At 42.5% G+C, this 14,454-nt stretch carries 13 protein-coding genes; 2 read left to right on the top strand and 11 right to left on the bottom strand.

The annotated features are described in order from the left end of the window. Positions 1-303: 303 nt before the first annotated feature. On the top strand, positions 304-1,587 hold the full coding sequence (locus E2R31_RS04585; RefSeq protein WP_165941791.1) for a uracil-xanthine permease family protein: 1,284 nt from the start codon (positions 304-306) through the stop codon (positions 1,585-1,587). Positions 1,588-1,635: 48 nt separating this feature from the next. Here E2R31_RS04585 and E2R31_RS04580 read toward each other — a convergent pair whose 3' ends face one another. The 10 genes from E2R31_RS04580 to E2R31_RS04535 form a co-directional block, all read right to left on the bottom strand. Further along, positions 1,636-2,394 carry a CPBP family intramembrane glutamic endopeptidase gene (locus tag E2R31_RS04580; RefSeq protein WP_132973077.1) on the bottom strand — a complete coding sequence of 253 codons (759 nt, stop codon included), beginning with the start codon at positions 2,392-2,394 and terminating at the stop codon, positions 1,636-1,638. Between the two features lie 144 nt (positions 2,395-2,538). Next, the gene (locus E2R31_RS04575) at positions 2,539-3,450 is read right to left on the bottom strand and encodes a DMT family transporter (RefSeq protein ID WP_132973075.1); all 912 of its coding nucleotides are present in this window, start codon (positions 3,448-3,450) and stop codon (positions 2,539-2,541) included. Positions 3,451-3,458: 8 nt separating this feature from the next. Beyond that, complete coding sequence (locus E2R31_RS04570) at positions 3,459-4,394, bottom strand: serine hydrolase domain-containing protein (RefSeq protein WP_132973073.1); 936 nt, start codon at positions 4,392-4,394, stop codon at positions 3,459-3,461. Further along, positions 4,391-5,116: a CppA N-terminal domain-containing protein gene (locus tag E2R31_RS04565; RefSeq protein WP_132973071.1), complete on the bottom strand. Its 726-nt coding sequence runs from the start codon at positions 5,114-5,116 to the stop codon at positions 4,391-4,393. The genes E2R31_RS04570 and E2R31_RS04565 overlap by 4 nt, the downstream gene beginning before the upstream one ends. Before the next feature lie 122 nt (positions 5,117-5,238). After that, positions 5,239-6,108 (bottom strand): aquaglyceroporin Gla, encoded by an 870-nt coding sequence (gene gla / locus E2R31_RS04560; protein WP_132973069.1) that lies wholly within the window; start codon positions 6,106-6,108, stop codon positions 5,239-5,241. Positions 6,109-6,264: 156 nt separating this feature from the next. Beyond that, positions 6,265-7,431 carry an ATP-grasp domain-containing protein gene (locus E2R31_RS04555; protein WP_132973067.1) on the bottom strand — a complete coding sequence of 389 codons (1,167 nt, stop codon included), beginning with the start codon at positions 7,429-7,431 and terminating at the stop codon, positions 6,265-6,267. Between the two features lie 12 nt (positions 7,432-7,443). Beyond that, on the bottom strand, positions 7,444-8,184 hold the full coding sequence (locus tag E2R31_RS04550; RefSeq protein ID WP_132973065.1) for an esterase family protein: 741 nt from the start codon (positions 8,182-8,184) through the stop codon (positions 7,444-7,446). A 20-nt stretch (positions 8,185-8,204) separates the two neighbouring features. Next, a complete protein-coding gene (locus E2R31_RS04545) occupies positions 8,205-9,029 on the bottom strand; it encodes an alpha/beta hydrolase (protein ID WP_132973063.1) in 825 nt (274 codons plus the stop codon). 136 nt (positions 9,030-9,165) lie between these two features. Further along, on the bottom strand, positions 9,166-10,380 hold the full coding sequence (gene thiI, locus E2R31_RS04540) for a tRNA uracil 4-sulfurtransferase ThiI (protein WP_132973061.1): 1,215 nt from the start codon (positions 10,378-10,380) through the stop codon (positions 9,166-9,168). A gap of 8 nt (positions 10,381-10,388) precedes the next feature. Further along, positions 10,389-11,531 (bottom strand): cysteine desulfurase family protein, encoded by a 1,143-nt coding sequence (locus E2R31_RS04535; protein WP_132973059.1) that lies wholly within the window; start codon positions 11,529-11,531, stop codon positions 10,389-10,391. 137 nt (positions 11,532-11,668) lie between these two features. On the opposite strand from E2R31_RS04535, the gene E2R31_RS04530 reads away from it, so the two are divergent. Next, positions 11,669-12,103, top strand: coding sequence for a DUF6556 family protein (locus E2R31_RS04530; RefSeq protein WP_132973057.1), 435 nt, complete (start codon positions 11,669-11,671; stop codon positions 12,101-12,103). Between the two features lie 40 nt (positions 12,104-12,143). On the opposite strand, the gene E2R31_RS04525 is transcribed toward E2R31_RS04530, so the two are convergent. Beyond that, a complete protein-coding gene (locus tag E2R31_RS04525) occupies positions 12,144-14,450 on the bottom strand; it encodes a DNA translocase FtsK (RefSeq protein ID WP_132973055.1) in 2,307 nt (768 codons plus the stop codon). Positions 14,451-14,454 lie beyond the last annotated feature (4 nt).

The raw sequence follows: 14,454 nt of genomic DNA, 5'->3' as shown, positions 1-14,454 counted from the left end.
GGGAAAAAATGATTTACAAAATCATTCATCGCTCTTACATTTTTAGGCTCGGGAAAAAATGATTTACAAAATCTGCCTCGCTCTTTTATTTCTAGACTCGGGAAAAATTCGTTTACAAAACGAATTTTTTCTGCTATACTATCCTAAGCAAAGGTTTTTAATGTCATCCCGTGAGGTGACGAAGACGCAGAAATATATGAAGTTCTTTAAGAATGGAATAATCTTTTTTAAAGAAGTCTTACTCTGAGAGCCTATTGCTGTAAAATAATGGGCTCTTTTTTGATGCCCAAAAGTGAGGTTTATATGAAACAAGAATCAACTATTGATTTGTTACTAGACGTTGACCAACGTCCTTCAGCTGGTAAAGGCATTCTCCTCAGCTTCCAGCACGTTTTTGCCATGTTTGGTGCAACCATTCTCGTTCCCTTAATTTTGGGAATGCCTGTATCTGTTGCCCTTTTTGCATCAGGCGTTGGGACACTCATCTACATGATATCAACTGGTTTTAAAGTTCCAGTCTATCTCGGATCATCCTTCGCCTTTATCACAGCCATGTCTCTAGCTATGAAAGAGATGGGTGGCGATGTATCGGCCGCTCAAACTGGGGTTATCCTGACTGGTTTGGTTTATGTCCTTGTGGCTGCAAGTGTTCGTTTTGCAGGTACAAAATGGATCGATAAACTCTTACCACCAATCATTATCGGACCCATGATCATCGTTATCGGTCTTGGACTGGCAAATTCAGCTGTTACGAACGCTGGACTTGTAGCAGATGGAAACTGGAAAAATGCACTTGTAGCTGTCGTAACTTTCTTGATTGCTGCCTTTATCAATACAAAAGGAAAAGGCTTCCTACGTATCATTCCTTTCCTCTTTGCCATCATCGGTGGTTACATCTTCGCAGTAACACTTGGCTTGGTTGACTTTACACCAGTCCTAGAAGCTAACTGGTTTGAAATCCCTGGTTTCTACTTACCATTTAGTACAGGCGGAGCCTTCAAAGAGTATAACCTCTACTTCGGTCCTGAAACAATCGCCATCTTGCCAATTGCTATCGTAACCATTTCAGAACACATCGGTGACCATACCGTCCTAAGCCAAATCTGTGGACGTCAGTTCCTGAAAGAACCAGGACTTCACCGTACTCTTCTTGGTGACGGTATTGCAACATCTGTATCTGCTTTCCTCGGTGGACCAGCCAATACGACTTACGGCGAAAATACAGGAGTTATCGGTATGACTCGTATCGCTTCTGTCTCCGTTATTCGTAACGCAGCCTTTATTGCCATCGCTCTTAGTTTCCTTGGTAAATTCACTGCCTTGATCTCAACAATCCCAAGTGCTGTACTTGGTGGGATGTCCATCCTTCTCTACGGAGTTATCGCCAGCAACGGTTTGAAAGTCTTGATCAAGGAGCGCGTTGATTTCAGTCAAATGCGTAACCTCATCATTGCTAGTGCTATGTTGGTTCTTGGGCTTGGTGGAGCCATCCTCAAAGTAGGACCAGTTACGCTTTCAGGTACTGCCCTATCAGCTATGACAGGTATCATCTTAAACTTGATCTTACCATACGAAAATAAAGACTAGTCATCTATATAGACAAAATCCACTCAGTTGAGTGGATTTTTCTGATTCTTACCTTCCCCACGCAATCAAGAGATACAGGAGGCTAGAACCAAACATGTCTACCAGAGCATGCATAAGGAAAAATGGCAAAAGATTTTTAACCTTATACTTGTATAGAAAATAATAGAATAAACCATAAACTACACCAATAACCAGTGCCCACACCAATCCTTGATAAGTGTGAAAAGAAATCCGAATGAGGGTAGAATAAAACAAAACCCGCCACTTGTGCTTTTCTTTCACTGAGGTCAACAACCCTAGAAAGAAAAACTCTTCATAGAAGCCATTTAGCAAGGCGTAGACAATTGCCATGGGACTAAGCGCTAGGAATTTCCGTATAACTTCCATGGGATCTATGTGGGTAAAAAGAGCTGGATTTAAGTAATTGTATTCACCAGTTAGTGTCGTCACCAGGTCTCCAAACAAACCCACAATGGCAAATATAAAAGGAACCCAAAAGAGAAGGGACCAGGTCCAACGAATAGGAAGTTGTTTGAAATCATAATTCCGGATCAAAAGGTAAAGCAAGGCTAAGGTAAGAAGTATCACTTGCAGGGTGAAGTTGCTCAAATAGCCTACTCCCTCGCCGACAGTATTACTTACCGTATCCATTGTAGTTGACAGACCTGTCGGAAACATACTTGCTAAAAAGAGCTCCGTTGACCGAATGATAAACTGACCAAACATTAAAACTGTAATAATCAGAATGTCAAACCATCTCAAGTAGCGCAGGGGCTTAGTTGGGTGAATGCTTTGTAAAATTTTCATATCTCCTCCTTCTAGCAGTTAAAGATTGGTTTATTGTAAGAAAAGAAACTTAAAATTTTATAAAATTCCACTCCCATTCCTTAGCCGTAATCAATATTTCGATAGGATATTCAAACCAACCACTTTTTACGAGTAACTAGTTTCTCATTCAACCTTCCGTTTGTTTTCTATCAACAAATCTTTCAAAGAAATGATGGCTACCGCAAGTAAAATCATAGCCATACCGACAAAATCAATCGCATAGAATTGCTCTTTCATAATCAGAAAGGCAAAGAAAACAGCAGATATGGGCTCTATGGAAGCCAATAAACTGGACTTAACTGGGCCTATCATACTAGCTCCTTTTAGGAAAGCTGTATAGGCAAAGACCGTGCCAATGATGATAATGCCAGCAAATGCAAAAAGAAAATCCAAGCTGGTCGGTATACTGGCCTGCAAAACCCCTGTGAAGGGAATAGCCACCACTCCAGAAATAACCATGCCCACACCAATCACCAACATGCTTCCCCATTTCTTAATCAAAGTGATAGGAAGAATGATATAAAGGGCATAGGTCAAGGCTGAAAAGAGACCCCAGAAAAGACCAGCAGGTGTGACAGACAACTGGTCAAGTTCCCCATGAGTCGCAATCAGAAAAGTTCCTCCTATAGCCAATCCAATCGAAATAAGCTCAGCCAGTGTCGGAGCTACCCTATCCTTCATACAGGTATAAACCAAGATCCCAACGGGACATACATACTGGAGAACTGTCGCCGTTCCAGCATTGGTTTCCTGAATGGCAGAAAGATAGGCAAACTGGTTTAAGAAAAGTCCGAAAACTGCAAATAGCAACAGAGATAGTAGACTTTTTTTGTCTTTTAAAAAAGAAAGAAGTTTATCCTTTGCAGTCGCATAGGATAAGAACACCAGTGCCAGGCCTGCAATGATAAGTCGCAAATTGGTCAAGACTAGAGCAAAAATTCCGTGTGCCATCAGGTATTGACCACTTGTTCCAGACAAGCCCCAAGCAATCCCTGCCACTACTACATATAGAGTTCCTTTTACGTTTTTTGACATGCCTCTTCCTACTCCTCTTGACGAATCATTTCCATCACTTGATTTCGGTCAACTATCCACTGGGCACGCTCATCCTTTTCATACGTTCGATTGGACAGAAAGATGGCAGCTTCCTGCTTCTCCCGATTCCACATAATAAAGGTACCTGTATAACCCGTATGGTCGAGCCAGGTCCCCTCCAAATTCCAGGCTAGGGACCGCTCCTTATCATCTAAGGGTGAAAAATTGCGGATCAAATCTGCAGCAAAATCATCTTTCAAGTAATGTTCCAGAAAGATTTCCGAATCCTTAACAGTTGAAAATAAACCCGCACTTCCAGCATGTTTGCCCAAAAGACGAGCTTTGGGATCATGGATACTACCTGCCGCTACTCCCCTCACTGTCGGTACAGCAAACTCAACGGGGCCGAACTTGGTTTCCGTCATCCCCCATGGTTCCAAAACTTGCTTCTGTATGATCTGATCCAAATCTTGTTCAAAGATTTTTTCCAAAAGAAAGCCCAAGAGTAAAAAGTGAACATCTGAGTATAGAAAAGCAGGCTGACTTCGTCTGTTGAGGTGAAACATGGCTTCTTTTAATTCAGTAGCTGTCAAGAGATCCCGATTTGGAATAAAGGGGTCCAGGTCTGTTGCGTGGGTCAAAAGTTGACGGATAGTGATATCTGGATAATCACATTCAGCTAAAAAATCCGTCACTGGTCGATCAATATCTAATTTGCCTTGTTGCCACAAGAAGGTGAAGACTGTCCCTACTCCCACAACCTTACTCACACTGGCTAGGTCATAGACTAGCCCTGACTCTGTCTGTAAACCTCTCTCAGGATCACTCAATCCTAGGTAAGATTCTCTCCATTCTCCGTCCTTAAAATACGCAAAAGAGGCCCCGGGATAGACCCCTGCCTCGATTTGTTCTTCTATTTTTCTTAGAATTTTTGTCCACTTCATGCTTCTTCAAACCACAATTCGATATTATTGGTGTCTTTACCAAGGAAGAATTTTTCAGACTTGGGAACAAAATAGCCTGTCTTTTCAAATTTCTGACGAAGACTAGTTAAATCTAAATCCTTTACCAAAAATTTCAGCATAGATAAGTCCCAGGTAACATTGTTTTCAACAGTCAAATCTGGACCTTCCCCTTTGGTAAAGCTAATTGCCCTAGCTACCACTTCTGGATCAAGCAAACTCTCCGTCCCCTCAGGCAGACGCAACTCCATAGAAATCTCAAATTGACTCAAGTATTTCATACTTTTATTTGAAGAAAATTCAGGAACAGTTTCCAGTGGAACCAAATCTCTTATATCATTTTCCGCATGAACAAGGATCACATCCTCTTCAGGAGAGACAATCTCAAAAGCATAACCACGGCTTCCTTTAAGCAGGCGAGGAAGAGACTCCATCTGATAGAGAAGAGCCTCTATTTCTGAAGGATTTTCTACTTTGATCAAGAGTCTAGCTAGTTTCTTAAGCCCTTCAACTCTCCGAGTTCGCATACTGGGAGCCTCTTCGAGAATCAATTTCTCAACACCTGATTGGTCACCAAGTGAAAGGAAAGCAGATTCTTCTAATAAGGGCTTCATCCCAAGAGTTTCAATGTAAAATTTTTCATTTAATTTTCGGTTATTGACCTTCAAAGTCGGAATAATTTGTATCATTTGATTTGCATTCATAGCTTCCTCCAACTCTTTTATTTTAAAGGATTTTAGGATTTTTTACAAGCTATTCCACTTAAATTCTAGAATTTTTTACAAAAATTTCCGATAAAAAAACTGGGATTCCCCAGTTTCATTTCTTATAGGTAAAGTAGTTTGAATAGTGCTACTGCTGCAATACCCGCTGCAATTGGAGCTACAACCGGAACCCAAGCATACCACCATTTTGAATCACCCTTGTGTTGACCAAGAACTGATTTTGGAAGGAGTTCGTGAAGAAGACGTGGTCCAAAGTCACGAGCTGGGTTCAAACCAGGTCCAGTAGGTCCACCGAGTGAAGTTACCAAGGCCATTACTAGGAAACCAAGTCCTAAATGAGCAACTGAAAGACCTGCTGCTGTGTGTGGTGCTACTTGAGCCTTAATAGCTAATTCAGAAAAGTCAACTGTTTGATTAGCCTGCGTTGCCATTTGCTTCATGTATTGCATTACTTCCGCACCAAAAAAGTTTTTAGTCATTCCTAGGGCTGCAAAGAAAAGAACGAATGAACCCACAAACTCATTGAGGAAGCCGTTAACAGTAGCTGCAAAACGTGATTCTTTTGTACCGTGGTCGATGCTTGAAATCGTTGAGAAGGTACCCAAGATATTGTTTGGGTTTTCTGTTTTCAAGTAGTAAGGGCGGTGAGTCGCTACAACCAAAGCTTGACCGAAAATTGCTCCCAAAACTTGTGCTAGGATGTAAAATGGTACTTGCTCCCAAGAGAAAAGACCACTAACAGCAAGTCCAAGAGTGAAAGCTGGGTTGATGTGGTTTCCTGATACGTTACCGAACATCAAGGCTGGGATCATAACCCCCATACCATAACCAACCGCGATAACGAGCCAGCCACTTTGGTGACCTTTCGTACCTTTAAGTTCAACGTTGGCAACTGCACCATTTCCAAGAATGATCAAAATAGCAGTTCCCAAAAATTCAGTGGCATATTTAATAGCCCATGTAAAATCCATTTGATAGATTCTCCTTAATTTTTTTAGACAATCCTTATTCTATCAATTTTTAGGTCTTTTAGCAACCGATTTTCTAAAAGAATATCTGGAAAACGCTTTATTTAACCTATCTTTAAGAAAAGGACAAAAGAAGTCAAACTCCTTTCATCCTATTCCTTACTCTTGACGTTGACCAAAGTCTGCAATCATCTGCTCCATCTCTTGGCGACTCGGAGTAGTCAGCATATAAAGGTAGTCCCCTTGTAGCTCTGCAAAGGCTGCTGGCATGATTTTTTTGACCTTGAATTGCTGGCTGTATTTGGCAAGAAGGTCCTCTTCTGAATAAACATAGTTAGCATTAGCACGACGTGATGTAGCTAGACAGTATTGAGGTTCAAACTCTGATGTTGGAAACCCCTCACCTGCGACGATAGCTGCATAGCCACGATAGAGATCCAAGGAGTGAGCGAAGTTATAAACATCAATAGTAAAACCACCTGCAGGACGGTTATTGTACTCAATCGCAATGTAGTCGTCCCCATCACGGAAGAATTCGATATGGAAAAAACGCTCCTTCATGCCAAATTCTTTGACTATGGCCTCACCATACTTGCGCAGTTTGGGATCCATATCCTTGAGCACATAGTAGGAATTGTCCATCTTATAAATCATGAGATCAAGTGGTGTATGGGCATAATCGAAAGTCGTTGAAAAGACGATGTTGCCATCCTTGTCTACAAGTCCGTCAAAGGTACAGATTTCGCTAGAAGTGACAAATTTTTCAAAGAAATAAACGGTTGAATGGTCCCATTCAGCCTTGAAGTGATTTACATCTTCTTCTGTCTCAAGCTTAAAGGTTGCTGCCGCTCCCACTCCGTTATCAGGTTTGGCAATCATTGGTAGACCGATTTCTTTCACTGCTTTATCCACATCTGCTTCCGTCTGGATAACAGCTCCAGGTACCACAGGGACACCTGCTTTTTTGAAAAGTTTCTTCATCTCAGACTTATATTTCGTCTTTTTGAGATCCTCGGGTTTGGCACCAAAGACATTGAATTGTTCTCTAAGTGCTGCGTCTAGCTCAAGCCAGTATTCATTGTGTGACTCGATGCGTTCGATAGGACCATGCTTGTAGAAAAGAAAGGCAACAGCACGCTTGACTTCGTCTATATTCTCAAGATTGTCCACACGGAAATACTCAGTTAGGCTATTGCGCAAAGGCTCATCTAGTTGTTCGTAAGGCTCCTGACCAATTCCCAAGACTGTGATACCTTTATTAGCTAACTCGATTGTAAACTGTTGAAAGTTTTGCGGATAGTAGGGAGAAATAACAAGGTAATTCATAGGCAACTCCTTTTATAGATACAGGTGTCCAAGAAAATAGGGCATTTGTTTACGCCACCATTCCCAGTCGTGGGCGACATCGTGTCCCCATTCAGCAAACCAGGCTGGAATTTGTTTCTGGTCAAAGGCTTCTTTAAGCTTGTAGAAAGATGGTAGACCATCTTGTTCCCAGGCACCGAGGCCCGTACAAACGACAATCTCCGCCTGACGGTAACGATCGATAAACCAGCCGTCATTCTGATTCCAGATATAATCTACTGGCGAGTTTTGGTAAATGGCATCGTCATTGTAGTAATCGCCGACAAAGAAACGCGCGTCGTAAACACCGCTGAGAGCAATCACCTTGGTAAAGACATCTGGATGCTGGAGGAAGAAATTGAGTGCATGGTAGGCCCCCATTGAGCAACCTGTCGTCATCATGCCATCAAACCAACTTGTCTTGTGCTTGATAAAAGGAATGGCTTCCTCAATCACATAGCGTTCGTAGGCGCGATGCATCTCCGCCTGGTCATGACTATTTTTCCAAGTAGCCAACCAGCTCTCACTGTCAACACTGGATAGCGTAAAGAACTGAACACGCCCCTCCTCGATAAAGGAAGCACAGGCATCAATCATGCCAAAATCATAGTATTCATTGTGACTGCCACCAGATGAAGCAAAAACCACAACTGGAATCCCAGCATGCCCATAACGGTTTAGATACATTTCACGATTAAGATTGCCACTCCAGTGGCTAAGGTTTTCAATATGCATTGGCTTTCTCCTTTCCTAACTTACCATTTTTCTGCAAAAAAACGAAGACAGTCTGGTAAATTTTCCGACCATGGAATCTCACTATGGATGGCACCAGACTGAACTTTCAAGACCAGATTATCCAAGTCTACTCCACCTGCAATCAAATCATGGTAATAGCGAAGCGATGAGTCGATATAGGCTTGCTTGATATTGCCAGCCATCAAGGTCTTGTCCGTATCGTCTGCTTCTTCTGTTCCTACATAAATGAAAATGCGCTGATCAGGCGACAGTTTCTTACGCTCGATGTAGCGGTTAAAGGCTTCTTGGTGGAGCCAGTTGGCAGATGAAAAGACTCCTAGACAACCAATTCGGTCTTGGTATTCCAGTCCGATAAACTGGGTAATATTGCCTCCTAGAGACGAACCAATCATAGCCGTGTGCTGACGATCAGCTTTGGTACGGTAGGTCTCATCGATAAAGGGCTTAACCACCTCCATGACAAACTCGGAATACTCCACACCCTTACCGCCGAACTGTTGCTCTGGAATAGGAGATTCTTGAAACTTCCAAGCCGCATACTCATTCATCCGTCCCATGCCATCATTGTCAATAGCAACAACAATCATGCGACTGATATCAGGATTTCGTTTAATGGCTGGAATAATCTTCCAAGAGTGTCCGATATAAGACTCCTTGCTGTAAAAGACATTTTGCCCGTCATGAAAGTAAACAACAGGATAAAAGCGGTCTGTGTCTTTCTCGTAGTCCTTAGGCAAAAGAACACGCACACGACGCTCTTTTCCTGTATAAGGAACCTTGAGTTTATGTTCTTTCATTTTTAAATAAAAGTAGGAATGATTCATTGTCAGAAAACTCTCTATATTCAAAATTTTATCTTATTATACCATAAAAATAGAAAAAAAGTCAGTAAATGTCCATTTTAAGGATAAATAACTAACTTTTTTCATTTATTTTTCTGAATTCTTCTGGGTTTTCTGATTAGAGGAGATTGTCAATTAACTCATCGACAGCATCTTTTTCAGCCTGAGGTGTAATCTCAGTGATCATGATACCAGCCACTGCTCGCTCAACCAAGCCTTCAACATCCATGCGTTTTTCATACTGCTCTGCATTCTCTATCTTAGGATTGGTCTTAGGACGGTCAGGTGCAAAAATAGTACAGCAGTCCTCAAAAGGCTGGATAGAAATTTCAAAGGTATCGATTTCCTGCGCGATGTCAATGATTTCCAACTTGTCCATAGTAACCACAGGACGGATGATGGGAGTGTTGGTCACAGCGTTGATAGCCTGCATACTCTCCAGAGTTTGGCTTGCCACCTGACCAAGACTTTCCCCATTGATGATAACTAAACCATTTCGTACCTCACGGATACGGTCGGTAATTCGCATCATAAAACGACGGGTCAAGGTCATGAGGTAGGCTTCTGGCGCCTTTGCCTTGATTTCCTCTTGAATCTCTGTGAAAGGCACTTCGATAAACTGGATATTACCACCAAACTTGGTCAATTTACGGGTCAAATCTTGGGCTTTTTTGAGAGCGCCAGGGCTAGTGTATGGTGGGCTAGCAAAGTGAACTGCCTCGATATCTACCCCACGCTTAAGAGCTAGATAACCTGCTACAGGTGAGTCAATTCCACCTGACAACATGAGCATCCCCTTACCAGAAGTTCCCACTGGCAAACCACCTGCTCCACGAATGGTTTCATAGGAAAGATAGGCTGCTTCCTCACGAATCTCCACTTGAAGAGTGATATCAGGTTTTTTCATTTGGGCTTGAATAGTTGGAATTACGTCAAAAACAGCACCACCAAGGGTTTGATTGAGTTCACGACTGTCCAATTCAAAGCTATGGTCGCTACGTCTACTAGAGATTTTAAAGGTCATGCCTTCCTTGTAGATGTCCTGCATAATCTCTTGGACAGCAGACTTCAGAACTTCTACAGATTTTTCAACCTTGTATACAGGGGAAAAATTTTGAATCCCAAATACTTGTTTGAGTGATTCTGCAACTGCTGTGTAGTCGGATCCATTCAGGTAAGCATGGGCACGGTCGCGATCAGCAGTTACCTTAACTTGGGGATAGATGGACAAAACGTCTGAAATGTTATTGCGAAGTTTATTGATGAACCGCATACGATTTTTGCCCTTGGTTGACAACTCTCCGTAGCGAATCATAATTTCTGAATACTGCATAAATGCTCCTATCTTACTTTTCTAGTTTGATTGTAAATTAATTTTAGCTTGGTCAAAAACTGCTCAACCTGACTCATATCATTTTCCAGATCTAGACTTAGGCGCACAGCTGACTGGGCCTTATCTTTATCTACTCCCATTGCAATCAAGGTGCCTGCAGGTTTTCCAGCCTTGGACGAACAAGCAGAGGTCGTTGAAATGAAAATATCATAGTCTTCAAAAGCGTGGACGATGACTTCTCCACGAACGCCTTTAATCCCAAAAATCAGGATATGAGGGGCAAAGTCATCCTCAGCTGAAAAGACAAAAATATCTGGATAATCCAGAAGGGCTTGACGAATGACTGATTTCATCTGCCCTGTCTTATTAGTAAAGATATCTAACTTTTCCATAGACAAACGGAGGGCCTTGGCTGTCGCTGCAATCCCTGCCACATTTTCAGTTGTCGAACGATAGCCTCGCTCCTGACCACCACCAGTCAACAGAGGCGTAATTTTCTTACCAGACTTGATATAGACAAAGCCAACACCTCGAACTCCGTGAAACTTGTGACTAGAGAAAGTCGCAAAGTCCACTCGATCAGTCAGATACTTTTCAGTCGGAATCTTAGCAAGTGCCTGAACCGCATCTACATGAAAGGAAATAGACGGTTTGTCTGCTAGGAGTTCTGAAATAGCCTTGATAGGTTGGATAGAGCCGATTTCATTGTTAACTGCCATGACCGAAACGAGGGTCGTATCAGGTCGAATCAAACTTGCTAGAGCCTTGACATCTACAAATCCTTTCTCATCAACTGGGGCAATATCCACCTCAAAACCTTGACTTTTCAGCCAGAGTGCTGACTCCTTGACTGCTGGATGCTCAATAGCTGATACGATGATGTGCTTGCCAAACTGGGCTTTTTCAAAAGCTACACCCTTGATGACCCAGTTATCCCCTTCTGTTCCACCAGATGTAAAGAAGATTTCATCACTTTTCTTACCAATCAAATCTGCAATTTGCTGCCGGGAAGCATCTAAAATTCTTGTTGCCTGGTCTCCCAAACGATGGAGACTAGAAGGATTTCCTACAATTTTCGAAGCGACCTGCATATAGGTCTCTAGAGCTTCAGGATAAGGTTTGGTTGTCGCCGAATTATCAAAGTAGATCATGTTTTCTCACGCTTTCTAAAATCACTCCCTCTATTGTATCACGAAAAGAGACCTGCGACAAGAAAGGGAGGTTTCTCTTTTTTTAAGATTTTTTTAAAGAAATGAGGTATAATAAATCATAATTAAAGGAGAGTATCATGTCTAACTATCGTAGAACTTCAAAACCAAAAACAGAACACATCAAAAAGGGCTTTACTGTCTTTCAAAAAACGATTGCTACCATCGGTAGTATCCTTGGTCTGATCACTGCTACTATCACCATCATGAACGCCATGGATAATAATAATAATAAAAACAACAAAAAAGAGCCTACAACAACCCAAACAACTGTTGTCAAGGAAATTCAAAAGGAATCCCCTCAGGAAAATACTAGTCCCAACAAGGACAACACTTCTACTAAAGAAAATACCACGCAAGAAGAAACTTCTCAATCCAATAAAAAAGAGGAGAAAAAAGAAGAACAGAAAACAACAACTCAGGACTCTTCTACACCTGCTACAAATAAAGAAACAAGCGATAACGGAACACAGTCAAATACGACGAGTTCTGAAACTAAAACGAATCAACAATAAAAAAATAACTTCTTTCCAAATTTGGAAAGAAGTTATTTTTTTATTGTTGCAATACTTTTCGTGGTTTGGTTCCCTCAGCTGGACCGATGACACCAGCCATTTCGAGCTCTTCCATCAGGCGGGTCGCACGATTAAATCCAACTGACAAACGACGCTGAATCATCGAAGCACTAGCTTTCTGGGTTTCGATAACCAAAGCCTTGGCTTCTTCAAAAAGCGGATCGCCAGCAGCTTCACCATCAGAAAAATCTCCTTCATTTTCAGGAACATCTCCTGGGTCAAAGCTGTCATCGTAGTCCGCATCCGCCTGAGCCTTGATGAAGTTTACGATGCGTTCGACATCGTCATCTGAGATGAAGGATCCTTGTAGACGGACTGGGTGATTTTCATCGATTGGTTTAAAGAGCATGTCTCCTCTACCAAGCAATTTTTCTGCTCCATTTTCATCCAAGATGGTTCGTGAATCTGTACCTGATGAAACTGCAAAAGCCACACGAGAGGGGACATTGGCCTTGATAAGACCAGAGATAACATCTACTGATGGACGTTGCGTTGCGAGAATCATGTGAATCCCTGCGGCACGCGCCTTCTGTCCGAGACGAATGATGGCATCTTCTACTTCCTTGCTAGCCACCATCATGAGGTCAGCCAACTCATCCACAATGACAACAATCAAAGGAAGCGGTACTTGTTTGTACTCAGATTGACTATTAAACTCCTCGACCTTGGCATTGTAACCAGCGATATTTCGTACTCCAACCTTAGCAAAGAGTTCATAACGGTTTTCCATCTCATCCACAACCTTTTGCAGGGCCTTGCTGGCCTTGCGTGGATTGGTCACAACTGGAATCAAAAGGTGAGGAATGTCATTGTAAACCGACAACTCAACCATCTTAGGATCCACCATCATAAACTTGACCTGGTCGGGTCTTGCTTTCATGAGAATGCTAGCGATAATACCGTTAACTGCGACTGACTTCCCTGATCCCGTCGAACCTGCAACAAGTAGGTGGGGCATCTTGGAAAGGTCAAAGGTGCGAGCAGTTCCATTGACCGCCTTCCCTAGAGGAATTTCGAGGAGATTTTCTGGCTTAGTTTGAGACTGTTCCCAGAGTTCACGGAAGGAGACGGTTGCAATCTCAGAGTTGGGTACTTCGATTCCGACTAGGGATTTACCAGGGATCGGAGCCTCAATCCGAACATCCTTGGCTGCTAGAGCCAGCGCTAAGTCGTCTGCCAGATTGGAAATGCGGTTAACCCGTACACCGACTGCTGGCTTGACTTCATACTTGGTAACTGATGGGCCGATTTCAGCCCGTTCAACCGTTACCTTAATACCAAAGCTGGCAAAGGTTTCCTCTAAGATTTTGATATTTTCTCGAACAATCTTCTTTTCCTTGGACTGATCTTTGGGTTTATCTGGCGCAAAGAGTTGCAAGCTTGGCAGTTTGTATTCGAGGGCTTCCTTGGCAGAAAAATCAACCTGCACCTCTTCATCCTCAAAGTCTTCTTCCACATCTGGAACGTCAAAATCAGCTTGAGGGAGGATAATCTCCGGTTCGATCCATTCTTCCTCAGGAATTGGGTGGAAATCGTAGTCTGGTACCTCTGATAAGATTTCTCCCGTTTCAGGATCTACAGGAGGAAGCGGCAGCGCATCCTGCTCTTCTAGTTCTCTCTGAATTCTGGCTGCTTCTTCAGCTTCTTGACGAGCCTTCTCTTCTTCTCTCTTGATGAAGCGTTCCTGTTTTCTCTGTTCCTGTTTTTCCATGAAGGATCTAAACTGAGCTCCAATAAAGGCTGCGACATCATAAATAGACCAGGGACTAACCAAAAGTGCCCCAACTAGAATCAAGAGAACTCCAATAAAGTACGATCCGATATTGGAGAAAAGAAAGGATATGGGGATATAGAGTCCAACACCAAGCAAGCCTCCACCGGCGAAGCTAGTTACTCGCATACCAGTCAAGTCCGTCATAACTTGAGATAGGGTCCCTTTTAGAACTGATTGCTCCAAACCATATTTCCAAACCAAGTAGGCCTCAAAAATCAAGAGTAAGCCAGCGAAGATACAGAGAAATCCTGACAGAAGTCCTTCTTGCTTACGTATCCATTTAAATAGAAAGAGATAAATGAGGAGGGCACCAATGGCCACATAGGCCAAACTTCCGACCACCAGTCGAATGAGATTGTAAAGTGTGACACCTGCCGCGCCGAGTTTGAGGGCTGCAATAATCAATAACAAGGCAATTCCTAAAGAGATCAACATCCTCTGGATAGCCTGTTTTCTTTCAAGTTCTGCTTTAGACGGTCTCCGTCTTGTTTTTGTAGTATTCTTGTTTGCCATTCTT

Source organism: Streptococcus downii (assembly GCF_004353325.1).
GTDB classification, from domain to species: Bacteria; Bacillota; Bacilli; order Lactobacillales; family Streptococcaceae; genus Streptococcus; species Streptococcus downii.
This window is presented reverse-complemented; position numbering and strand designations above follow the sequence as displayed.

Excerpts from the sequence above, each read along its gene's own strand:
- thiI (WP_132973061.1), bottom strand. The coding sequence starts at position 10,380 with ATGCAGTATTCAGAAATTATGATTCGCTACGGAGAGTTGTCAACCAAG.
- gla (WP_132973069.1), bottom strand. The coding sequence starts at position 6,108 with ATGGATTTTACATGGGCTATTAAATATGCCACTGAATTTTTGGGAACT.
- E2R31_RS04555 (WP_132973067.1), bottom strand. The coding sequence starts at position 7,431 with ATGAATTACCTTGTTATTTCTCCCTACTATCCGCAAAACTTTCAACAG.
- E2R31_RS04585 (WP_165941791.1), top strand. The coding sequence starts at position 304 with ATGAAACAAGAATCAACTATTGATTTGTTACTAGACGTTGACCAACGT.
- E2R31_RS04535 (WP_132973059.1), bottom strand. The coding sequence starts at position 11,531 with ATGATCTACTTTGATAATTCGGCGACAACCAAACCTTATCCTGAAGCT.
- E2R31_RS04575 (WP_132973075.1), bottom strand. The coding sequence starts at position 3,450 with ATGTCAAAAAACGTAAAAGGAACTCTATATGTAGTAGTGGCAGGGATT.
- E2R31_RS04550 (WP_132973065.1), bottom strand. The coding sequence starts at position 8,184 with ATGCATATTGAAAACCTTAGCCACTGGAGTGGCAATCTTAATCGTGAA.
- E2R31_RS04545 (WP_132973063.1), bottom strand. The coding sequence starts at position 9,029 with ATGAATCATTCCTACTTTTATTTAAAAATGAAAGAACATAAACTCAAG.
- E2R31_RS04580 (WP_132973077.1), bottom strand. The coding sequence starts at position 2,394 with ATGAAAATTTTACAAAGCATTCACCCAACTAAGCCCCTGCGCTACTTG.
- E2R31_RS04525 (WP_132973055.1), bottom strand. The coding sequence starts at position 14,450 with ATGGCAAACAAGAATACTACAAAAACAAGACGGAGACCGTCTAAAGCA.
- E2R31_RS04570 (WP_132973073.1), bottom strand. The coding sequence starts at position 4,394 with ATGAAGTGGACAAAAATTCTAAGAAAAATAGAAGAACAAATCGAGGCA.
- E2R31_RS04530 (WP_132973057.1), top strand. The coding sequence starts at position 11,669 with ATGTCTAACTATCGTAGAACTTCAAAACCAAAAACAGAACACATCAAA.
- E2R31_RS04565 (WP_132973071.1), bottom strand. The coding sequence starts at position 5,116 with ATGAATGCAAATCAAATGATACAAATTATTCCGACTTTGAAGGTCAAT.